This window comes from Amycolatopsis rhabdoformis, from assembly GCF_035918295.1.
Taxonomy (GTDB): Bacteria; Actinomycetota; Actinomycetes; order Mycobacteriales; family Pseudonocardiaceae; genus Amycolatopsis; species Amycolatopsis rhabdoformis.
On record NZ_CP142149.1, the window covers coordinates 8168817 to 8190298 of the forward strand.

Genomic DNA, 21482 nt, shown 5'->3' on the forward strand with positions numbered 1-21482 from the left:
TGATTTCCACGGATGGAAAATCACCCAGCTGACGCGGGCTCGGGGCGGAGCCACAGCGTCACAAAGTCCTTTTCGTTACGCCGTGCGACGCGAATCAGCTCCCGGTCACCCTGTGGGTAGGTGACCGGCCCTTCGTCACCAACCTCGATCGGCTGGTAGCCCAGCTCGCGGTAGCGGGCGAGCACCGCGTGCGGGTCGTCCCCGAGCTCCTCGATGGCGCTCGGGCAGAACTCGCACACGACGTGCGGGCGGTCGCGGCGCAGCACCTCGTCCAGCCCGGCCAGCGCCCGGTGATCGCGGCCCTGCAGGTCGAGCTTGATCAGCGTGATCTGCTGCTCGAGCACCTCGGGCACCTCGCCGAGCCGGACCGCCGGCACGTCGATACCCGGCCCGTCCTCGCTCACCCGGTTGTCGCCGCTGTTGTCGGCTTCCGGGTGGGCGAGCCGCACGGTGCCGGCGTGGTCCCAGGCGGCCACCGGCAGCACGGTGGTCAGCTCCACCGCGGCGGCGGGCAGGTTCACCTCGAGGTTGCGGCGCAGGTACTGGGCGTTGAGGGGATCGGCCTCGACGGCGATCACGCGGCTGACGTCCGGACAGGACCGCATCAGCCGCAGCGTGTGGTAGCCGACGTGCGCGCCGACGTCGAGGATGGCGCCGGGGTGGCGCGTCACGAGCTCGCACATGAGCTCGGCCTCGCTGTTCTCCCAGGACCGGTGGAACTGGATCCACGGGAGCATGACCTCGTCGACCGGCATCAGCAGCGCGCCGACATCGCTGACCACGACCTCGGCGTCGCGTGGGATCGGAACGTGCGAGAGCCGCGCGGCGTCGCGCAGCGCACCCAGGTCGACGGAGTTGCGCTGGATCGCCTCTTCGTCCTGGTCGAGGCGTTGGTCACGGGCCGAGAAGTCGGCGTGCACGTTCGCCGTGACCGACTCCAGCTCCCCGGTGAAGCTCTCCGACATCTTGCTGACGTCGGCCTCGATGTTGCGCACCGCCAGATCGAAGCCCGGCGTCTGGTCGCGCAGCTCCTCGACCGAAGTCTCCAGCACCCGCAGCCGGCTCTCGACCGAGGTCTTGAGCGTGTCCAGCTTGTCGTCGAACCGTCGGCTCAGCTCCGCCGCCCGCCGCGCGTCGTCGAGGCGCGCCTCCACGGACTCCAGGCGGGCCAGCAACCTGCTGGTGGTCTCTTCCGTGGCGTCGCGGAGCTCGCCCATGACCCGGCGTTGGTGCACGTCGTAGTGGTCGATGGCCCGCATCACTGCCTTGCGCATCGCGGGCGCCAGCGGCGTCCGCGAGGGCGCGCCCGGCTCCGGCCGCCACTGCAGCGCCGCGGCCGCGTTGCGCACCGGGGTCAGCGGGTGCTCGGGCTCCTGGGGCCGGTACGCCTGGCGCGAACGCCAGGTTTCGTACGCGCCGTGCAGCTCGCGGCGCATCCACTCGGCGGCGGTCGCCATGGACCGCGTGCGCAGCACCTGCTGGCGCGCCTTGCGGCCGCGCCGCTCGGCCTCGGCCGGATTGTCGGCGACCTCGCGCATGGCGGCCGCGGCCGCCTCGACGTCCGGATCCGCCCACAGCGTGGCCGGTTCGTACGGGTCGTTGCCCTTGCCCACCGGGACCAGCCGGTAGGGCACCGGCCAGCCGGTGGTCGAGTCGAGGAACTCGGTGGTGCTGGAGTAGTCCGTCGAGATCACCGGCAGAGCACGTGCCATCGCCTCGGCCACGGTCAGCCCGAAGCCCTCGCCCCGGTGCAGCGACACGTAACACGTGCTGCGGTCGTAGAGGTCGCTCAGTTCGGCCACCGACAGGTAGCGCTCGATCAGATCGATCCTCGGATCGGTCTGAGCCGCCGCGCGCAGCCGCTCTGCCTCGAACGGGCGCTGCTTCGCGTTGATGGTCTTGATCGTGAGCCGCACGTCGTCGCGGCCGGGGAAGGCCTGCTGGAACGCCTTGATGGTGCCCCAGGGGTTCTTGCGCTGCGCGATGCTGTTGTAGTCGAACGCGAACAGGAACCGGACCGGCTCACCGGCTTCGCGGGCGCGGCGGGTGGGTTCACCGGGATCGCGCACCGGTACCGGCACGGTCTTGACCGGGATCGGCGAGTGCTTGGCGATGGCGGTGCGGCAGAAGTCGCTGACCGTCCACACCTCGTCGACCAGAGCGAACGCCTCGTGCATCGAGGGGGGGAAGTCCTCGGTCTCCCACGCCCACAGGCCGATGCGGTAGCGGTCGTGCCCGACCTCGGGGTGCGTGCCGAGCACCACCCTCGTCTGGTCGGCGTTCACGGCGAGCACGCTCACCGGGAACCGCGGGTCACCGAGGCTCGCCGGCTGGTCGAGACCGGTGCGGTTCAGGATGCGTTCCTCGACGACCGACGCGATCGGGATCTCGGCGGCCTCGATCGCCTCGTGGACGATGCGGCCCATCTCGCCGACACCCAGCTCGGCGGTGAGGTAACCGAGCAGGTTCACGCCGAACTCGTCCACCGGCGGGCGGGCGGCCACCGGGTGGCCGGGCAGCGCCCACTCGGCGAGTTCGCCCTCGTTGATGCCCGAGGTCACGCACCAGGCGCGGAACTTCTCGGCGTCCTCACCCGTCGGGTGCGGGAAGGCGGAGCGGAGATCGACCCGGGACTCCCAGACGGCGAGCGCCGCGCGGTTCAGCCCCGATGCCGCTTGCGCCGAGTCCTCCGCGCCGGCCAGCCACTCGCGCAGGGCGAGGCCACCGTCTTCGCCGTAGGCGTGCGGCGGGAGGCGCTTCTTCTTGCGCTCGGCCTTGATCCAGGCATCGCGGAACACGCGCCGGGCCAGCTTGGGCAGCGGTGTGCCGTCGCCGAAACCGGCGAACCCGTAGGGCACCGCTTCCAGCGTCTCGGCGTAACCAGCCTCGCGCAGCGCCGCACCGTAAGCGTCGCACAGCTCGCGCAGCTCGGGGTTGGCCGAGAGCAGCACGCGCGGTTCGCGTGCGCAGTAGTAGCTCAGCAGCCACGGCGTCTCCGGCCGGTAACCGCTGAAGTGGAAGAACCGCAGCTTCGCCCCGCCCGCGGTCAGCCCGCCGTCGTCCTCACGGTCGATCGGGCGGTCGTGCAGGTTCCAGTACGCGACGTTGAAACCCGGGTCGGTGAGCACGTGGTGGCCGAAGAGCGCGGGCACGTTGTCCACCCAGCGCTGGTCGGTGAACAGCTGCCGGTCCGGTGCCACGATCGCGTCGTGCCTCAGCCGCTCGGCCCAGAAGTCGAGGAAGCCGCCGGAGCCGGGGCCGACCCCGATGAAGCCGAGGTTGAAGATCCCCGCGCCCATGATGACGGCCTCGTCGGGCTCCATCCCGTCGCGCGGCAGCGGGGACAGCACGTGCGGGGTGAGCACGATGCCGTGCTCCATCGCGAGATCCGCGATCTCCGGCATCGGCGCGAAGACCCTGATGTCCGGATCGAGGTAGATCGCCACGTCGTACTCGCGGCGCAGCTCGCGCAGCAGGTACGGCTTGACCGAGGTGGCCATCTCGGTGACCGAGTACGCCGTGGCCATGCGCAGGTAGTCGTCCGGGTCGATGCCGAACGCGTCGCGCCCGACGACCCGGTACCCGTCGCGCTCGTCCTCGTGGCCGTCGATGACCGCGATGACGAAGTCGTTTTCGGGGTGCTGGGCCAGGTAGGACCTGGCCAGGACACGAGCCGCCGGCAGGTAGTTGCGCGCGACGATGGTGCAAGCGGTGACGGTGCGCGCGTCAGCCATTGCTCGGCAGCGCCTTCAGCTGAGCAGCGAGGATCGAGTCGAAGTTCGTCTTCGCGGTCTGCAGGCTCCCCGGAGCGGTCACCTCGATCCGGACCACCACGTTGTCGTGCACGTAGTGGCCACGGATCTGCGCGGGGGTGCTGTCCTTCGCGTCGACCGAGGTCACGAACACACCGTCCGGGGCACCGTCGACGCGGGTGGCGTCGTTGCGGATCTGCGTGGCCAGCAGCTTGCTCGCCGCGCTCTGCGCCGCGGACGGGCTGCTCACCTTGGTCAGCATCACGATCACGCGGGCGCCACCGCCGAGGTCGTGCACCACGAACTTCACGTCGCTGGCCTGCGCGGCCTCGTACGTCGACAGCTCGTCGGAGGTGAGGTAGTTCAGCGCCGGGATCTGCGTGAAGTTCTTGATGCTGTCGTACTTCTCAGCGGCGCCCGGAAGGTCGGCGACCGCCATGGGGTCCGGCGGCTTCGGCGCGCTGGACGGCGCCTGCTGCGTCGGCTGGGCCGGCGGCTGCTCAGCCGTGCTGGTGCCACGGCCCCAGAGCCAGTAGGCGCCGAACGCGATCGCGGCCAGCACCACCACGGCGCCGACGATCGCGCCGATCTTCTTGCCGTTGCCGCCCTTGGGCTTCTCGGTGAAGAACTCCGGGCCCTGGCGGAAGGAGTCGTTGCCCGACGGGCCGAGTGGCGGCAGGTCGCCGCCGCCCCACGGCGGGCTCTGGTCGCTGTCGGCCGCGTTCCACGGGGTCTGCTGGGGGAAGCCGCCGGCGGGGGAGGCCGGCTGCTGGAACCCGCCGGGCGGGGAGTACTGCGCCTGCGGCGGCTGCTGCTGCGGCTGCACGTACTCGGTGCGCGCGGGGTCGCTGTGCTGCTGCATCTGCCACGGCTGCACGGCCTGGGTGCGCTCGGCGCTGGGGTCGGCGGGGGGTTGCTGCGGCGCCGGCTGCTGCGGGGCCTGCTGCTGCGGCATGCCTTGCGGCGGGCTCACCGGCGTGATGATCTGCGTCGAGTCCGCACTCGGGTTGGGCTGTTGCGGCGCCGGCTGGTCCTGCTGGCCGACGGCCGAGGACAGCACCTGGTCGCGCCGGATCCGGTAGTCGTCCGCGGACAGCCGCCCTGACGCGAGCTCCTCGTCCAGCCGCCGCAGCTCCTCCTGCCAGGACACCAGGCCCCCCCTTATCCGTCGGCATGGCGACGATCAGTGCGCCACCGCGACCCGATGTGTGTGACGACGTGGACATTGTGCACGGCTGTGACCCCGTGCGACCCCGCGGGTCGACTTCCGTGTCCGGCCTCGGGTCAGCGGGCGGGCAGGGCCGCGGCGACCTTCGTGCGGATCTGTTCGATCCGCGACCGCAGCACCACCGCGTCGTCCGTGAGCGGCTCGGACACGCCGATGCCGATCGCCACCGGGCCGGAGGTGTACCAGAACGCGAGCACCCGTCCGGCCGGGCTGCTGCCGGAGTAGAGGAGGTCCGTCGGCGCCGGTCCGAGCGGCGTGCTGCCGAAGCCGCCGGCCGTGAGGTTCTGCTTCAGGCCCTTCACGAGCTGGGCCGCCTGCGCGGGCGACGGCGTCGGCACGGCCAGCAGGATCGTGCCGTTGTCGGTGTGGGTGGTGTCGGCGTACGCGCGGTACACGAGCTCCTGCGCGGAGGCGGACTTCATCAGGTCGGCGTCGGCCTGCGAGACGACCTTCAGCTCCACGGCCTTGTCCAGCGACATCGTCGAGTTGTCCGGGTTCGGCGTGCCCGCCAGCGCCGGCAGCTTGTCCTCGAGCGAGGTCGACGGGTCACCACTCGCGGTGGGGACCGGCGGCGGCGACACGGTGTCCGCGTCGTCGCTCTGGTTCGGCCGGTTGCCGATGTACCAGATCCCGCCCACGACCAGCGCGAGCACGATCAGCACGCCGAGCGACAGGAACAGCCAGGTCGGCTTCTTCTTCCGCGGCGGCGCTTCTTCCCAGAGGCGGCGCAGCTCGGGCGTGGCCTGCGCCGGGTCACCCGTGTCGCCGGTCACCGGCAGGTAGCCGGTGGGGTTCACGTCGGCCGGGCTGGGCGCGGTCGCGAACGACTTCTCGCCCTTCTTCGGGTCCCACCGCGGCTTGCGCGTCAACGACGACCGCGGCGGCCGCTGCGGCTTCTTCTCCTCGGCCGGCGGCGCGGCGTGCTCTGCGGGCTCGGTCACCTGCTGCTGCACGGGGTGCCACACGGGCTGCGTCTGATCCGGCGACGGGTGGTGGGCCGGGTTGGCGCTGGCCCAGGTGTTCGGCGTGCTCGGCGCGGCGGGTGCCATCGGAGTCATCGGCGCCATCGGTGCGGCGGGCACCGTCGGCGCCCACCCTGGGGCCGGCTGGTTCCACGTCACCGGCTCGGCGTTCCACGTCCCCGCGGCCGGACCCGGCTCCGCGACCGGCGCCGGCCCCTCACCACCGGCCCGCAACGGCGACGCCACCGGCGAGGCCGCGCCCCCACCCGAGGCCTCGGCGAGCAGCTCCTCGCGCCGGTGCCGGTGCTCGGCGTGCCCGATCCGGCCCGCGGCCAGGTCGGAGTCCAGCCGCCGCAGCTCTTCCTGCCAGCTCATCGCCATCCCTCTGCCACTGGTCCGGTCCGTAGTTTTTCACGCACCGAAACCTGCGGGGGTACCGGTTTGTCGACTCGTGATCGATTCGTCGGCGAGATCATTCCGCGCCCGTCGCTCGGCGTCCAGGGTCCAGGGCCGTCCGTAGGATCGGTGTATGTCCTCCGCCCGCGGCGAGATCGCCGCCTTGGCCGTGGACCGGCTCGCCGGCCGGGCCGTTCTGCCCGACGACCTGGTGGCCGCGGCGGTGCGGGCGGTCGTGGCGGGGCTCGACTCGCCGACCTTGCCCATGCTGGCCGGGCTGGGTCGCGACGACACGACCGCGCCCGACCTGTTCGCGCAGGTCGTGGCGGAGCTGGGCATCGAGATGCCGGCCGACGCGGCGTCGGCCCGCTGGCAGTTGCTCGGTGCGGCGCTGGCCGCGTTGGCCCGGGGCGACGTGTCGGTGAACGAGGGCGCCACGGCCGTCTGGGAGCTCGATGCGCGGCTCGGTCACCCCGAAGCGTTGACCGAGGTGCGGCGCTGGATCGCGATGCTCGACTCCTGGATCCCCACCGACGTCACCCCCGTGAGCTTCTGCGAGGACCAGATCTTGCAGCAGGCCCGTGAACTTCTTGCCGGAAGCTGGCCGCCCGTCACCCGTTGAGCGGCAAAAACTGTCGTACACATGTTCTAAAATTGGCCGTGTCCAGGGGAGATGCCGGCCCGCAGCGTGTGCAGCTCGCTGTGTCGCAGCGGACCGGCATCGGCGAAGTTTTCGGACCGGAAGGCGGCTGCATGGCCTACATCACCCTGCCCACGTTCGTCGGCTACAGCGCGAGCACGGGTCCCACGCGGTCGTCGTTCGTGAGGCGGCAGCGGAGGCTGTACGAGGACCCGTCGCGGGCAGCGTTCAACTACTACCGGCGGGCGGCCAACGCCGTGCGGGCCGGGCGTGGGGCGCGCCAGGACGAGGTGGCGATGCGCTCGCTGGTCCACCACGCCGACGACCGCACGCGCCCGCACTACGCGGCGATCGCTGAGGGCTGGCTGCGCTACCTGGGGCGACGTGACCCGAAGCTGATCGAGGTCGGGCGGGCGCGCGTGCCGCTCGGCGAGCTGGAGGTGGGGCTGAGCCCGCAGCTGGGCCTGCGCAAGAGCAACGGCGTCCGCTACGCCACCTGGCTCTACTTCAAGGAGGAGCCGTTGACCCGCGACGCCGCGCAGCTCGCGCTGTGGCTGCTCGTGCAGGGCATGCCCGACCTCCTGCCGGGCGGTGAGGCGCTGGTGGTCGACGTGCGGCGCGCGAAGGAGTTCACGCTCACGGCGCGCGATCGCGAGCGGCTGCGGCCGTGGGCGTTCAGCGAGGCGTCGGCGTTCATGACGCTCTGGGAAGCCGCCTGAGGTGACGTTCGGTGACCGGGCGCCGCGGCTGCGCTCGGTCACCGATTCCCCAGGCCACGGTCACGCGACGCACCCACTCGGGTGACGCATTTGGCACTGGGGCGCGATGGACTGGACAATCTCGGCCCCGGACACGAAGCTTTCGTCAGTTTCGAGCCGGCCGATGACTTCGAGGTCGATAAGTGAACGCAGCAGCCTGGGAGCCACTCTCCAGAGTGGCCGACGAGCCAGCTTGGTACTGGGTCTACAACAAGCTCGGCTTCTGGCCGAGCACTTTCGCGCACGACTGGCCCGGCTTCCGCGAGCCCGCGCCCTCTCGCACGTGGGACCTTTCGGCGGGTGACTTCGACCGTGCGTCGGCGGAGTTCCGGCTCGGGCCGTACGCGGTGGAGGAGCCCGACGTCGCGCGGATCGTGCTGGCGGCGCTGAAGGAGAGCGTGCGCGAGGACGAGTGGCTGTGGGTGCTGCACTGGCAGCACCAGTCGTTCAAGTTCTGGCCGCACCGCATGGCCGAGGGCGCGGCGTGGCCCGTGCCCGTGTTCCCGCGCGGCGACTACCACCTGTTCCTCGCGGAGGACTTCAGCTTCGGCACGCTCGGGCACCCGTGGGAGCGCACGCTGTGCGCGTTCGGTGATCGGCTGCTGCCGGCCGTGGAGAAGCACGGCGAAGGTGTGCTGACCAAGACCCTGCGCCGAGACGGCCGCCCCAGCGCCCTGGCGCGCTGACCGCCCGGCTCGCCGGGAGAACCGCCCGTCGCGGCGGGCCGACCGGCGCATCGGTGCAGCTTGTGGCGCTGCTACCGTTCGCGACGTGTACGAATACCACGGCTGGGTGACCATCGCCGCGACCACGAGCGGCGACGACGACGCTGCTCTGCTGGAGCGTCTGGTCGATCGCGTCCACCGAGCCGTGCGTGACGCCGGCACGCTGGACCTCGTCGACCTCCGCTGGAGCGCGGGCATGCCGATGCTCCACCTCGGTGGTCTGGACAAGCACGGCGGCGCGATCGCGCCCGAACTGCTGGAGACCTTCACGCGCGTCGGCGAGCTGGCGCCCGGCTCCTACGGTCTGCTGCACGTGTGGGACGACCAGGATCCCGACCACGACAACGAATTCCGCGTGTTCCGCATGGCGCGCGGGGTCGTCTGCGAACACGCCGACGCGCACCTCACGCCGGTCGCGCCGACCGTGCTGGACGTCTACGAGCTGTAGGAAACCTGCGCTCTGAAACCGCACGAACGGCCCCTTCGCACTTGTGGCGCGAAGGGGCCGTTCGCTTTCACTGCCCGCGGGAGGGCGTCAGCGGAGTCGCCGTCAGTGGTGGTGCGGCGGCTGCGGGGTCGACGGGCGGTGGCCCGGCTCCTGGCGCGGCGGCTTCTGGTCCGTGCCGGGGAAGACCGGCGCGGGCAGGTTGGCGGCCTCGTAGCGCGAGAGCGTGAGCGGGCCCGAGGTGTCGGGCAGCGTCGGCGGCTGCGCCTTGTGGTCGTTGAAGCGGAACGCCGAGGTCAGGTCACCGAAGTTCTTGCGGCGCCAGTCGGAGATGTTGGTTTCCTTCACGCCGGTCACGTGCTCGAGGAACTGCAGCGTCGACGTGTGGTCGAACTGCTCGCTGCACACCCAGCCGCCCGCGGTCCACGGCGAGATGATGATCGCCGGCACGCGGTAGCCCGCGCCGACCCAGAGGCCGTTGCCCTTGGTGCCGCCGTGGGAGGTCCCGTTGACGAACTCGTGCGGGGTGCCGGCGGGCGGGATCGGCGGCACGACGTGGTCGAAGAGGCCGTCGTTCTCGTCGTAGTTGAGGATGAACGCGGTCTTGGCCCACACGTCCGGGTTGGACGCGATGGCGTCGATCTTGGAGGCGACGAACGCGGCGCCTTCGGCGGGGGTGTAGTTCGGGTGCTCCGAGGCCGTGGACGTGCAGATGATCCACGAGACGGTGGGCAGCTTGTCGTTGCGCGCGTCGTACTCGAACTGGCCTTCGGGGCGGTGGGTGAGGCCGTTGACGGCGAGCGGCGAGTCGGCCGGCGCGTTCTTGAAGTTGGCGAAGTTCTCGAGCATGTTGCAGCCGTAGGTGTCGCTCTGCTCGTAGACCTTCCAGCTCACGCCCGCGGCCTGGAGGCGCTCCGCGTACGTGGTCCAGGTGTAGCCGCCGGTCGGGGCGGTGTTGTCGAGGATGGGGCCGCCGTTGACGCCGTCGGGGTCGATGGTGCCGGTCATCCAGTACATGCGGTTCGGCCAGGTGGGGCCGAGCACCGAGCAGTGGTAGGCGTCGCAGACCGTGAAGGCCTCGGCGAGCGCGAACTGGAACGGCAGGTCGGCGCGCGTGTGGTAGCCCATCACGTACGGGCCGTTCTTGCCGTCGGCCTTGCGGTGGGCGGGGAGCCAGCTGTCCATCTTGCCGCCGTTGAGGGCGTCGTGCTGGACCTGCCAGGCGTGCGAGGTGGAGGGGATCTTCTGGGCGTTGGTGGCGTGGGTGTCGAGGTGGAACGGCAGCGCGTAGCCGGCGGGGTTTTCGGCGTCGGGCTGGTAGAACACGGACTTGCCACCTGGCAGCTTGGCCGCGTGGGGGTCCCCGAACCCGCGCACGCCGCGCATGGTGCCGAAGTAGTGGTCGAACGAACGGTTTTCCTGCATCAGCAGCACGACGTGCTCGATGTCCTTCAGCGAGCCGTGCTTGGGCGCACCCTGCGCCAGCGCCTTCTGCACGCTGGGCGGCAACAGCGTCGCCGCCGCGGCGGCTGCTGCCGCCCCGGCCGTGGATCCGAGTAGACGTCGACGAGTCAGTTCGGTCATGGCTGACACCCTGCAGCCACCCCGTCACCCAAAAAGGTGGTTATCCCGGAACAACCACCAAACACATCATGAAAACCAGCGCCGAACCAGACCTTCACACCAACCAGGGCATCCCCGCAGCTCAGCGAATTACTCCACCCGGCCCCTTGCCCTCCCCTAACCCCCCACTAACCCTCCGCTTGCCTCCCCAGGCCCCCGCACACCGCGCACGCCAACAACACCCCCGGGCACACCGACGAGGCACCTGGCACGCGCACAACGCACCCGGCACCCACCAAACGACTTTCACTCACCCGGAGCACTGCGCCCCGCGCAGTAGCTCAATCCCACCTCAACCACGCCGGGTCGGTCACCAACCGCACTGCCGGGATCCGGGGAACCTCACCACGCTGGGTCGGTCACCAACCACACTTCGGGTCCCCGGGGAAACTCACCACGCTGGGTCGGTCACGTTCCGCACCGTGGGGGTCCGGGGGGCTCGGCCCCCCGGGAAAAATGGCGAGGGCCACCCGGTCTGCGCTATCCGCAGACAGAGTGGCCCCTGGACCGAGCGGATGACGGGATTCGAACCCGCGACCCTCACCTTGGCAAGGTGATGCGCTACCAGCTGCGCTACATCCGCGTGAACCGCTTGGTGCTCGGTGTTGACGACAACTCTATACCGAGGGGTGGACGCCACTTTCGGGGGGTCCGTATTGGTGCGTCCCGGCCTCTGACGTGCTTCGACTCGGTGCTTCGTTGTCACATCGGGCGTACAAGGGGTGACGACGGGCTTTTCGCTCCGTATGGTGTCCCCATTCGACCGAGTGGTGAGTCCTTCGGGGGAGGAGGTGCCTTGCCGGATGACCGAGCTGGGCACGGCGCCGCCACCAGCGGCCTCGGAATCCGACGAGCAGGCACTTTTGCAGCGGCTTCGCAATGGGGAAGACGCGGCGTTCGGGGAGCTGTTCGAGCTTCACGCGGCCGCGGTGCGGAGATTGGCGCAGAGTCTCGCCTCGGACAGTTCCGAGGCCGAGGACATCACGGCTGAAACGTTTTTCCGCGTATTGCAGGCGTTGCGCCGCGGGTCGGGTCCTCGGGACTACGTGCGCGCGTATTTGCTCACGGTGGCGCGGCGGGTGTCGTGGGAGTGGCACGGGGCGCGGCGCGATGTGCCGGTGACCGATGACGAGCTCACGTTCCGCGCAGGCGCCGGGGCGGACACCAACGCGCGGTCGGCGGAGCACACGTTGATCACCACGGCGTTCACGAGCTTGCCCGAGCGGTGGCGCACGGTGTTGTGGCAGACGGAGGTCGAGGGCGAGCAGCCGGCCATGGTCGCGCCGCACTTCGGCTTGTCGGCGAACGCGACGGCGGCGTTGGCCCGCCGCGCGCGCCAGGGTTTGCGGGCCGCGTACCTGCAGGCGCACCTGTCGGTGAACCGCGGGCCGGAAACGTGCCGTTCGGTGGTGGAGAAGCTCGGCGGCTTCACGGCCGGCAGTGTCACGGGGGCCGAGGCCGAGCGGATCAAGGCGCACCTGCTGGGGTGCGCTTCTTGTCGTGCGACGCAGGACGAGCTGCGGGACGTGTGTTCGTCGTTGCGGGCGCACGCCGAGGTGCTCGTGGTCGCGGTGCCGGCGTTGGCCGGCCTCGGCAAGGTCACCGGTGTGGCCGCCACCGTGAAGAGCGTGCTGTTCGGCTCGAAGGTGAAGGTGGGTCTCGCGCTGGCCTCGACGGCTGCCGCGGGCGTCGCCGGGTTCACGACGGGTCCGCTCGTGTTCGGGTCGCACCCGGTGCAGGACGTCGGCCTCCAGGGCGGCGCGCCGGAGCTGGCGTTGCAGCCGCCCGCCGCGCCCGCGCACCAGCCGCCGCCGCAGGTGCAGCACGGGCCGCGCGTGGCCACCGGCCGGCTCCACGGCGCGGCTCGCCCGGCGCACCCGCCGGTGCATCCCGCCGGTGCGCAGCTGGGCACCAACGACGTGCCGAAGCTGCCGGGCGGGCCCACGTCGGGCGTCGGGGCCGGGCAGCCGTCCGACGGTTCGGCGCGCGTCGACCTGCCGGCCGGCAACAGTCCTTCGCACGCCCCGATGTCGAGCGAGAACTCCACCGACTCGCGGGCCGACACCGAACCGGACCTCACGTCGGGCAGCCCGTGTGACGACCCGACGGTCGACGGTCCCTACAGCGCCACGCGCACTTCGGCCCCGCCGTCGTTCGTGCCGCCGTCGTTCACCTACGTGCCGCCGCCGGAGACCTACCTGCCGCCCACGGTCACGACCACGCCGACGGCGGGCGACACCGTGCCGGAAAAGCCGGAGAAGTCCGGCTCGACCACCCGGTCCGCGCCGACGAAGTCCACCGAGTCGGAGTCCCTCACGCAGTCCGACACCGCGATCGAGTCCCAGGACTCGGGAGACGTGACCCCGTCGGATGTCACCGGTTCGGCCGATTCCGATTCAACGCCGACTCGCTGAGCAGCGGAAACCGGGCAAACCGCGCGCCACGCTCCGTGACTTCCTCGCGTTGCGGGGCGTGGTCACGGTAGCGTTGACCGACTCGAGCGTCGCCCGGGAGGCAACAGGATGAACCGGCTGGTGCGCGGTGAAGACGGCCGCGACTGGGTGGTCCGAGCCCAGATGGAGTGGCGGGCGCCCGCCACCGCGGACGATTTCGAACACGACGTGGCCGGCAGCTACACGCCGGGCATCGCCATGCTCCTGGTCACCGCGTTCCTCGCCGTGGTGCTGGTGATCTGGACGCCGGACCAGGTGCGCGTGCCGGCGTGGGTGTTCCTCGCGATCCTGCTGGTGCTGCTGTTCTTCCCGTTGCGCTGGATCCTGCGCCGGCCGTGGACGGTCGTCGCCGAGACCGAGGGCGACGTGCAGGGCGACCGGCCCTCGGAGCGCTGGGTCGGCACGATCCGCGGCATGTTCACGGTGTCGGGTGAGGTCAAGCGCATCACCAAGACGATCCAGAAGCACTCGCTGCCCGACTTCGACGGGCCGCTGCACCCGGTCGAATAGACCTGGCCGATTCCGGCAGCACGAGCAAGACTGGTGTCATGCCCGAGCTGCCCGAGGTCGAAGCACTGGCCCACCACCTGCGCGAACACGCCGTGGGCTCCACCGTGTTCCGGCTCGACATCGCCTCGCTCAGCGTCCTGAAGACCGCGGTTCCGCCCTACACCGACCTGCACGGCCGCGAAATCACCGGCGCCACGCGCCACGGCAAGCACCTCGACGTGGTGCTCGGCGACCTGCACCTGGTGGTGCACCTCGCGCGCGCCGGCTGGCTGCGGTGGTCCGACCAGCTCTCGCCCACCCCGTTGAAGCCCGGCAAGGGCCCGATCTCGCTGCGCGTGCACCTCAACGCCGCCGCCGGCCCGGGCTTCGACCTCACCGAAGCCGGCACGAAAAAGGGCCTCGCCGTGTGGATCGTCCACGACCCGAGTGAGATCCCGAGCGTCGCGCGCCTGGGCCCCGACGCGCTCTCGCTCGACGCTTCGCAGCTGCGTGAGCTGTTCGCTGGCAAGGGCACGCGGCTGAAGTGGGCGCTCACCGACCAGTCGCTCATCGCCGGCATCGGCAACGCCTACTCCGACGAGATCATGCACAAGGCCAAGCTCTCGCCCTACGCCACCGTCGGCAAGCTCGACGAAGGCGCGCTGGAAACCCTCGCCGCCGCCATCCACGACATCGAGTCCGACGCCGTGCAGCGCTCCGTGGGCCAGAAGGCCGCGATGCTCAAGGGCGAGAAGCGCTCGGGCCTGCGCGTGCACGCCCGCACCGGCCTCCCGTGCCCGGTCTGCGGCGACACCATCCGCGAGATCTCCTTCGCCGACAAGTCCTTCCAGTACTGCCCCACCTGCCAGACCGGCGGCAAACCTCTCGCTGACCGGCGCATGTCCCGCCTGCTCAAGTAACACCGGCCCCGCGGCCGCCGAATCCCCGCACGAGATCACCCCGGCCGCGAGGACCCCACCATGCCCGACACGCACACCTGCTCCTGCTGCGGCAAAACCCTGCCCGCCGACAACCTGGCCTGGAACTTCGCCTGGCCCGACGAGATCGCCGACCTGTCGAAGGCCGAGCGCAAACGCACGCTCACCTTCAGCTCCGACGCCTTCCTCGTGAGCCAGAACCACGGCGCCGCCATCCGCGTGATCCTCCCGATCGGCCTGGCCGACGGCCGCACCTCGACCCTCGGCGTCTGGCTCGGCCTGGCCAGGGAAGACGCCCAGCGCGTGAACGACGCCGCGCGCAAGGGCGGCGACGACTGGATCGGCTTCACCTTCGGCGGCAACCTGCTCAACGAGGTGCGGCCGTGGGACACCTTCTTCGCGGAGGTAACCGTGACGGCGTTGGAAAACTGGGGCGTTCCGCGCGTCACGGCGAGCACCAGCCCGGTCGTGCAGCGGTTGCTCACCGAGCCGCAGCCGGTGGAGGAGTATCTGCGCGAGCGCATCCACGACTCGGCGCCGGAACCGCGGCTCCGGGAGCCCAAGCGGCCGTGGTGGAAACTCCGTCGCTCGGAGTGACCGTGCGGCCGTGACAAGCGGCTCGGTAGGGTTCAACCACCGTGGGTCGTCACAGTTGGACAGAAAGTGGAGAGCAGACCTTGCACCCGGTCGGTCGAGCGCAGAGCATGGACGTCGTGTCCGCCTTCCCCTTCGCGCAGGTCGTCCCGTGGGCGCTCGTCGGCCTGCTGGCGATCGCGGTGCTCGTGCTGCTCTTCAAGGTGCGCCGGCCCAAGGGCGTGATCCAGGACGCCGTGCTGCAGGCCGTGCACCGCATGTCGAAGGCCACGCCGAACCTGCGCGCCGGGCTCGACGAAGAGGCCGCCAACCGGATGACGGCCGAGCTGCTCGAAGTGCTCGACTGCCTCGCCGTGGGGATCACCGACAGTGAGGGCACGCTGCTGTCGTGGGCCGGCGAGGCCACCGACCACTACCTCGACCTCGTGGAGGACATCGGCACGGCGCTGCGCAAGCACCGCCGCGCGGTCGCCGACCACAACAAGCTGCCGTGCAACCACCGCGGCACCTGCAAGATGAAAACCGCCGCCATCGTGCCGATCCTGGTCGAGGGCACGGCGGAGGCCACGCTGATCGTGGTCGGGCGCACGCGCGGCAAGCTCGTGCAGATGGCCGAGGCCGTGGCGCAGTTCGTGTGCACGCAGTTCGAGCTGGCGCGGCTCGAGGAATCGCGCAACCAGCTGAACCAGGCGGAGATCAAGGCGCTGCGCGCGCAGATCTCGCCGCACTTCGTCTACAACGCGCTGAACACGATTTCCGCGCTGATCCGCACGGACCCTGAAGAAGCGCGCGAGCTGCTTCAGGACTTCGCCGACTTCACGCGCTACTCGTTCCGCAGCTCCGGCATGTACACCACGCTCGCCGAGGAACTGCGCAACATCGACCGCTACCTCACGATCGAAAACGCCCGCTTCGGCGGCCGCCTCGAAGTGCGCATGAAGATCGCGCCCGAGGTGCTCAGCGTGGTCGTGCCGTTCCTGATCATCCAGCCGCTGGTGGAAAACGCGGTGAAACACGGCCTGGCCAGCAAGCCCAGCGGCGGCTGCGTGACCGTGATCGCGCAGGACTCCGGCGCCGAGGCCATGATCAGCGTCGAGGACGACGGCATCGGCATGGACCCGCGCGCGCTGATCGACCTGAAGAACGCGCACCGCACCGGCGCCCACGTCGGCCTCGGCAACATCAACCAGCGCATGCGCCAGGTGTTCGGCGAGGACTACGCGCTCACCGTGGACACCGCGCCCGGCGCCGGCATGAAGGTGACGCTGCGCGTGCCGAAGTTCAAGCTCGGCGTGCGTCCGAACATGCCCGACTACTCGGCCGATGTGCCGCCGCAGGGCGGGCCCGAGGACGACGAGGTCGAGCACAACGGTGTGAACGGATCGCGTTCGGGCATGCTGCCCGCGGTCTGAACTGGCTAGCCTGGCGGCATGAGCGTTACCGAAAAGCTGACGTCCCGCCTGCCCGTGCTCGGCGACCGCGTCGAGCGCAAGGACGTGGTCGCCGTGGTGAAGCTGCACGGCGTGATCACGCCCTCGCCTTCGCCGCTGGCCCGCGGCTCGATCAACCTCGCGGCCGTGGAAACGGCGCTGACCAGGGCGTTCGGTCACGACCGGCTCAAGGCGGTGGCGCTGCTGATCAACTCGCCGGGCGGCGCGCCCACGCAGTCGGGCTTGGTCGCGGAACGCATCCGCCAGCTGGCCGACGAGAAGAAGGTGCCGGTGCTGGCCTTCGCCGAGGACGTCGCGGCGTCCGGCGGCTACTGGCTCGCGTGCGCGGCCGACGAGATCTTCGCCCACCGCACGTCGATGGTCGGCTCGATCGGCGTGATCAGCGGCGGCTTCGGCTTCACGGGGCTGCTGGAGCGCTTCGGCATCGAGCGCCGGCTGCACACTGCGGGCGCGAACAAGTCGCGGCTCGACCCGTTCAGCCCGGAGAAGCCCGAGGACGTCGAGTGGCTGAAGAAGATGCACAGCCAGCTCCACGAGCTGTTCGTCGACTGGGTGAAGGAGCGCCGCGGCAGCCGGCTCACCGACACCGAGGACCTGTTCACCGGCGACGTCTGGCTCGGGCAGAAGGCGCTGGACCTCGGGCTGATCGACGGCCTCGGCTCGCTGCGCCAGATCGTGACCGAGCGCTACCCCGACGCCGAGATCTCCGTGGCGGAGCCGAAGAAGCCGCTGCTCGCCCGGCTGGGCCTCGGCGCACCCGCGGCGGCGAGCGCGATGCTCGACGCGGTCACCACCAAAGCGGCGTGGTCCCGCTTCGGGTTGTGACCCCCGGCCACTCGTGCGCGGTCGCCGCTCGCCCGGTTGGCGGCATCCTCCGGACCACCCCGTGCCGCGCCTGTGACCAGGAATGGGGCAAAGGGGGCGTCGGCTTTCCCCGACGGGCGGATGAGTGGGACGGGGCTGGACATTGCACTCGGCAATGGGCAGGATGCGACTCACTGTGAGTGCTCATGAAGACACCCGGAAGCTCGTCATCCTGGCTGTGGACGACGAGCCCAACGGGCTTGACGAACTGACCCACGGCCTCCGCGGCAACCCCCACGTGCACCTCGTTTTCAGTGCCACGGACGCCTCCGACGCCCTGCGGCTGTTCTCGCACGACCACCCCGAGCTCGTCGCCCGGCGCGCGCAGGGCCTGCCGACGGTCGACGCGGTGTTCGCCGACATCGACATGCCCGGCCTGTCCGGCATGGAGATGTCGCGCGTGATCGCGGCGATGAACCCGTCGCCGATCCTGGTGTTCGTCACGGGCCACGCCGAGGAAGCCGTGAACGCGTTCGACCTCGGCGCCGTCGACTACGTGCTCAAGCCGTTCCAGCAGGACCGGCTCGACCGGTCGGTCTCGCGCGTGCGTGAGAAGCTGGCCGCGGCCGCCGCGCCGGCGCAGCCCGGGCAGCGCGCGGGGGAGCCGGTGAAGAACGACGACGAGGTGATCCCCGTCGAGCTCGCCGGCACCACCAAGCTCATCCCGCGCTCGTCCGTGCGCTGGGTGGAGGCGCAGGGCGACTACGCGCGGCTGTTCACCACCGAGGGCAGCCACCTCGTCCGCATCCCGTTGGCGCAGCTCGAGGAACGCTGGGAGAAGGCGGGGTTCGTGCGCATCCACCGCTCGTTCCTGGTCGCGCTGCCGCTGATCACGGAGCTGCGCATGGGGCAGGGCGGCTACCAGGTCGTGATCGGCAACGAGGAGAAGGTGCTGCCGGTCAGCCGCCGGCACACGCGGGCGCTGAAGGACCGCCTCGTCGGCACCGGCCGCGGCGGCTGAGGCCGTGTCCGCACCCGACGATCCCTACCACCGCCTGGCCAACGGCGTCCGCGAACCGGACCCGACGCTGGGGCGGATGCCCGAGGACAGCGCCGTCGTGGAGCCGGTGCCGCCGGCGCCCGAGCCGCTGCGCCCGGCCGAGCCCGCGCACGAGAAGCCGAAGCGCCAGCGCGTGGTGCTGGCCGACCCGCGCCAGTCGGCGGGTCGGATGCGCGCGCGGGTGGAGCTGGAGGAGCAGACCAGCTGGGGAAAGCTGCTGGTCCGCGACCTGGTGAAGGTGCAGCTGCGCACCGCCGTGCTGCTCGCGTTGCTGGTGCTGCTGGTGCTCGGCGCGATGCCGGTGCTGTTCTACTTGCTGCCCGCCGTCGCGCGGTTCACGGTGATCGGCATCCCGATCCCGTGGCTCGTGCTCGGGCTGCTGCCGTTCCCGTTCCTGTTCGCGGTGGGCCTTTGGTACAACCGGCTCGCCGAGCGCCACGAGCGCGACTTCGTGGACATGATCGAAAACTGACCGCCGCGGACGGGAAAGCCCCGGTGGCGGGGCATCACCTGGGCGCGGGCTCGTGCGAGGATTCCAGCCGTGCAGCTGAACCCGTGGGCGTTGACCGGCATCGTGCTGGTCGCCCTCGCGACGTACTACCTCGGGTACCGTTCGTCGCGTTCGGCCACCAGCACCCACGATTTCCTCGTCGCCAGGCGAACGGTCCGCTCGCGCCGCAACGCCGCGGCCATCTCGGGTGAGTACCTGTCGGCGGCGTCGTTCCTGGGTGTCGCGGGCATCGTGCTCAAGGAAGGCGCCGACGCCACCTGGTACCCGATCGGGTTCACCGCGGGCTACCTCGCGCTGATGCTGTTCGTGGCCGCGCCGCTGCGCCGCTCGGGCGCGTACACGCTGCCGGACTTCGTGGAGATGCGCCTCGGGTCGCTGGGGTTGCGCCGTTTCGCGACGGCGTTCGTGGTGTTCATCGGGATCCTCTACATGGTGCCGCAGCTCCAGGGCGCCGGGCTCACGCTCGCGTCGATCCTGCCGGTGCCCGCGTGGGTGGGCGCGGTGGTGGTCACGGTGCTGGTGAGCATCAACGTGATCGCCGGCGGCATGCGCGCGATCACAGTGGTCCAGGCCTTCCAGTACTGGCTCAAGCTGTTCGCGATTTCCGTGCCCACGTTCGTGCTGTGCATGGTGTTCTTCTCCGGCGGCGGCCCCGGCGGCGTGCGTGCGCTCGGCGCGCCGACCCCGCCCGTGTTCACAAAGGACACCACGGTGTCGGTGCAGACCGACGTGACGGTGAAGGTCACCAACGAGACCTACTTCTACGCCGACGGCCGCATCGACGACGGCCCCGCGCGCGGCGTCGCGCGCTGGTCGCCGCTGATCCCGCACACCGTCGAGAAGGGCACCACGCTCAAGTTCGCCGCGGGCACGGCGGTGCCGGTGATCAGCGACGCGCCGGCGTCCAACGACGCTTGGCTGCACCCGGCGTCCGGCAAGATCACCGACCTGCTGCAGACGTACTCACTGATCTTCGCGCTGTTCCTCGGCACCATGGGCCTGCCCCACGTGCTCGTGCGCTTCTACACCAATCCCGACGGCAAGGCCGCGCGCCGCACGACCGTCCACGTGCTGCTGCTGCTCGGGCTGTTCTACCTGTTCCCGACGATGCTGGGCGCGCTGTCGCGGATGTACGTGCCGCAGCTGCTGCTCACCGGCAACACCGACGCGGCCGTGCTGATGCTGCCCACGGCGATGGTGCCGGGGGTCGCGGGGCAGATCCTCGCGGCGATCGTGGCGGCGGGCGCGTTCGCGGCGTTCCTGTCGAGTTCGTCGGGGCTGCTGGTGAGCGTGGCCGGCGTGGTGTCCACGGATCTGCTGCCAGGCCGCGTGAAGGACTTCAAGGTGGGCACCGCCATCGTCGCGCTGTGTCCGCTCGGCTTGGCGTTCCTGCTGCGCACCGAGGACATCTCGCTGTCGATCGGGCTCACCTTCGCGCTGGCGGCGTCGACCTTCAGCCCGCTGCTGCTGCTCGGCATCTGGTGGCGCAAGCTCAGCTGGCCGGGCGCGCTGGCGGGCATGCTCGTGGGCGGCGGGCTGGTGCTCGCGGCGCTCGGCGTGGACATCGCGGCTCCGTACGCGGGCTTCGAAGCGCCTTGGTACACGAGCCAGCCGGGCCTGATCTCGGTGCCGGCGGCGTTCCTCACGACCTACGTGGTGAGCCGCCTGACCCGCTACGGGCGGCCCGCGCTCGTCAACGACATCATGCTGCGCCTGCACGCCCCCGACCCGCTCGGCCTCATGCACGACCGGGCCGTCGCCCGGTTCGGCCAGGCGGAGGACAAGACCCGCGCCGGCCGGGGCCGGCACCGAAAGTAACCGGCGGATCACCCGATTCGACGGGTCGCGTCACCCTTTCCGGGGCGGAAGATCGTCGTGACTGCTCGTTTTCGGGAAGGGGCGCCGTGGACCGCACCGAAGCGGACGTCGACTGGGAGCACGTGCAGGCGACGCCCGAGTTCCAGCTCCTGCGCAGTCGCCGGCGCCGGTTCGTGTTCCCGATGACGGTGGCATTTCTGGCCTGGTACCTGGTCTACGTGCTGCTCGCGGACTACGCGCACGCGTTCATGAGCGCGCGGCTGTGGGGAAACATCACGGTCGGTCTGGTGCTGGGGCTGGCGCAGTTCGTGACCACGTTCGTCGTCACCGCGCTGTACGTGCGCTTCGCGAACCGCAAGCTCGATCCGCTGGCCGCGGAGCTGCGCGCCGAGTACGGGCGCTAGCGTCTGGTTCCTCACACGCGTACAACGCCTGGACATGGGAGCATGGAACTGTGGTGAGCCCCGCTGAACTGCCGACCGCCGAGGTCCGTGACCTGCCGAAGGACGGCGTCCCCCTGCTCGACGTCCGCGAGGACGACGAATGGGCCGCCGGCCACGCCCCCGGCGCGGTCCACATCCCCCTCGGCGAACTGCCCGCCCGCGTCGACGAGCTCGCCGACCTCCCCGACGACCAGCCGGTCTACGTGATCTGCCGCAGCGGCGGCCGCTCGGCCCGCGCCACCGCCTGGCTCAACGCCAGCGGCTGGGACGCCGTCAACGTCGCCGGCGGCATGGGCTCCTGGGCCCGCGAAGGCCGCCCCATGGTGAGCGACCACGCGGGCGCCGAGCCCGAGGTCATCTGACGGATGCACCCAGCCCAGCCCCCCGTCCCC

The 21482-nt window shown here is 70.7% G+C and carries 19 protein-coding genes and 1 tRNA gene; 15 read left to right on the top strand and 5 right to left on the bottom strand.

Translation table 11 applies throughout. The annotated features are described in order from the left end of the window. Positions 1-20: 20 nt before the first annotated feature. The 3 genes from VSH64_RS37715 to VSH64_RS37725 form a co-directional block, all read right to left on the bottom strand. Positions 21-3734 carry an FkbM family methyltransferase gene (locus tag VSH64_RS37715; protein ID WP_326567528.1) on the bottom strand — a complete coding sequence of 1238 codons (3714 nt, stop codon included), beginning with the start codon at positions 3732-3734 and terminating at the stop codon, positions 21-23. Continuing rightward, on the bottom strand, positions 3727-4902 hold the full coding sequence (locus VSH64_RS37720) for a flagellar basal body-associated FliL family protein (protein WP_326567529.1): 1176 nt from the start codon (positions 4900-4902) through the stop codon (positions 3727-3729). Before VSH64_RS37720 ends, VSH64_RS37715 begins: the two co-directional genes overlap by 8 nt. A gap of 134 nt (positions 4903-5036) precedes the next feature. Continuing rightward, positions 5037-6317 (bottom strand): hypothetical protein, encoded by a 1281-nt coding sequence (locus tag VSH64_RS37725; protein WP_326567530.1) that lies wholly within the window; start codon positions 6315-6317, stop codon positions 5037-5039. A 154-nt stretch (positions 6318-6471) separates the two neighbouring features. On the opposite strand from VSH64_RS37725, the gene VSH64_RS37730 reads away from it, so the two are divergent. The 4 genes from VSH64_RS37730 (at position 6472) to VSH64_RS37745 (ending at position 8909) form a co-directional block, all read left to right on the top strand. After that, a complete protein-coding gene (locus VSH64_RS37730) occupies positions 6472-6960 on the top strand; it encodes a hypothetical protein (RefSeq protein WP_326567531.1) in 489 nt (162 codons plus the stop codon). 131 nt (positions 6961-7091) lie between these two features. After that, positions 7092-7697 (top strand): hypothetical protein, encoded by a 606-nt coding sequence (locus VSH64_RS37735; protein WP_326567532.1) that lies wholly within the window; start codon positions 7092-7094, stop codon positions 7695-7697. 215 nt (positions 7698-7912) lie between these two features. Beyond that, complete coding sequence (locus tag VSH64_RS37740) at positions 7913-8422, top strand: DUF2716 domain-containing protein (protein ID WP_326567533.1); 510 nt, start codon at positions 7913-7915, stop codon at positions 8420-8422. An 85-nt stretch (positions 8423-8507) separates the two neighbouring features. Continuing rightward, positions 8508-8909 carry an immunity 7 family protein gene (locus tag VSH64_RS37745; RefSeq protein WP_285971219.1) on the top strand — a complete coding sequence of 134 codons (402 nt, stop codon included), beginning with the start codon at positions 8508-8510 and terminating at the stop codon, positions 8907-8909. A 102-nt stretch (positions 8910-9011) separates the two neighbouring features. Here VSH64_RS37745 and VSH64_RS37750 read toward each other — a convergent pair whose 3' ends face one another. Together VSH64_RS37750 and VSH64_RS37755 are read right to left on the bottom strand one after the other, a co-directional pair. Next, positions 9012-10490, bottom strand: coding sequence for a phosphocholine-specific phospholipase C (locus VSH64_RS37750; RefSeq protein WP_326567534.1), 1479 nt, complete (start codon positions 10488-10490; stop codon positions 9012-9014). Between the two features lie 549 nt (positions 10491-11039). Continuing rightward, positions 11040-11112 (bottom strand) — tRNA-Gly (locus VSH64_RS37755). Positions 11113-11332: 220 nt separating this feature from the next. On the opposite strand from VSH64_RS37755, the gene VSH64_RS37760 reads away from it, so the two are divergent. The 11 genes from VSH64_RS37760 to VSH64_RS37810 all read left to right on the top strand — a co-directional run bounded on the left by VSH64_RS37760 (position 11333) and on the right by VSH64_RS37810 (position 21452). Then, on the top strand, positions 11333-12943 hold the full coding sequence (locus VSH64_RS37760; RefSeq protein WP_326567535.1) for a sigma-70 family RNA polymerase sigma factor: 1611 nt from the start codon (positions 11333-11335) through the stop codon (positions 12941-12943). Positions 12944-13051: 108 nt separating this feature from the next. Further along, complete coding sequence (locus tag VSH64_RS37765; protein WP_326567536.1) at positions 13052-13492, top strand: DUF983 domain-containing protein; 441 nt, start codon at positions 13052-13054, stop codon at positions 13490-13492. Between the two features lie 38 nt (positions 13493-13530). Beyond that, complete coding sequence (locus VSH64_RS37770; protein WP_326567537.1) at positions 13531-14391, top strand: DNA-formamidopyrimidine glycosylase family protein; 861 nt, start codon at positions 13531-13533, stop codon at positions 14389-14391. Positions 14392-14451: 60 nt separating this feature from the next. After that, a complete protein-coding gene (locus VSH64_RS37775; protein WP_326567538.1) occupies positions 14452-15006 on the top strand; it encodes a DUF2199 domain-containing protein in 555 nt (184 codons plus the stop codon). 107 nt (positions 15007-15113) lie between these two features. Then, entirely contained in the window at positions 15114-16415 is a 1302-nt protein-coding gene (locus tag VSH64_RS37780) for a sensor histidine kinase (RefSeq protein WP_326567539.1), read from the top strand. 18 nt (positions 16416-16433) lie between these two features. Beyond that, on the top strand, positions 16434-17279 hold the full coding sequence (locus VSH64_RS37785; RefSeq protein WP_326567540.1) for a S49 family peptidase: 846 nt from the start codon (positions 16434-16436) through the stop codon (positions 17277-17279). A 163-nt stretch (positions 17280-17442) separates the two neighbouring features. Further along, positions 17443-18279 carry a LytR/AlgR family response regulator transcription factor gene (locus VSH64_RS37790; protein ID WP_326567541.1) on the top strand — a complete coding sequence of 279 codons (837 nt, stop codon included), beginning with the start codon at positions 17443-17445 and terminating at the stop codon, positions 18277-18279. A gap of 4 nt (positions 18280-18283) precedes the next feature. Next, entirely contained in the window at positions 18284-18790 is a 507-nt protein-coding gene (locus VSH64_RS37795; protein ID WP_326567542.1) for a hypothetical protein, read from the top strand. A gap of 69 nt (positions 18791-18859) precedes the next feature. Beyond that, positions 18860-20647, top strand: coding sequence for a sodium/solute symporter (locus tag VSH64_RS37800; protein WP_326567543.1), 1788 nt, complete (start codon positions 18860-18862; stop codon positions 20645-20647). 86 nt (positions 20648-20733) lie between these two features. After that, a complete protein-coding gene (locus VSH64_RS37805) occupies positions 20734-21051 on the top strand; it encodes a DUF485 domain-containing protein (protein WP_326567544.1) in 318 nt (105 codons plus the stop codon). Positions 21052-21101: 50 nt separating this feature from the next. Then, positions 21102-21452: a rhodanese-like domain-containing protein gene (locus VSH64_RS37810; protein WP_326567545.1), complete on the top strand. Its 351-nt coding sequence runs from the start codon at positions 21102-21104 to the stop codon at positions 21450-21452. Positions 21453-21482: the final 30 nt, after the last annotated feature.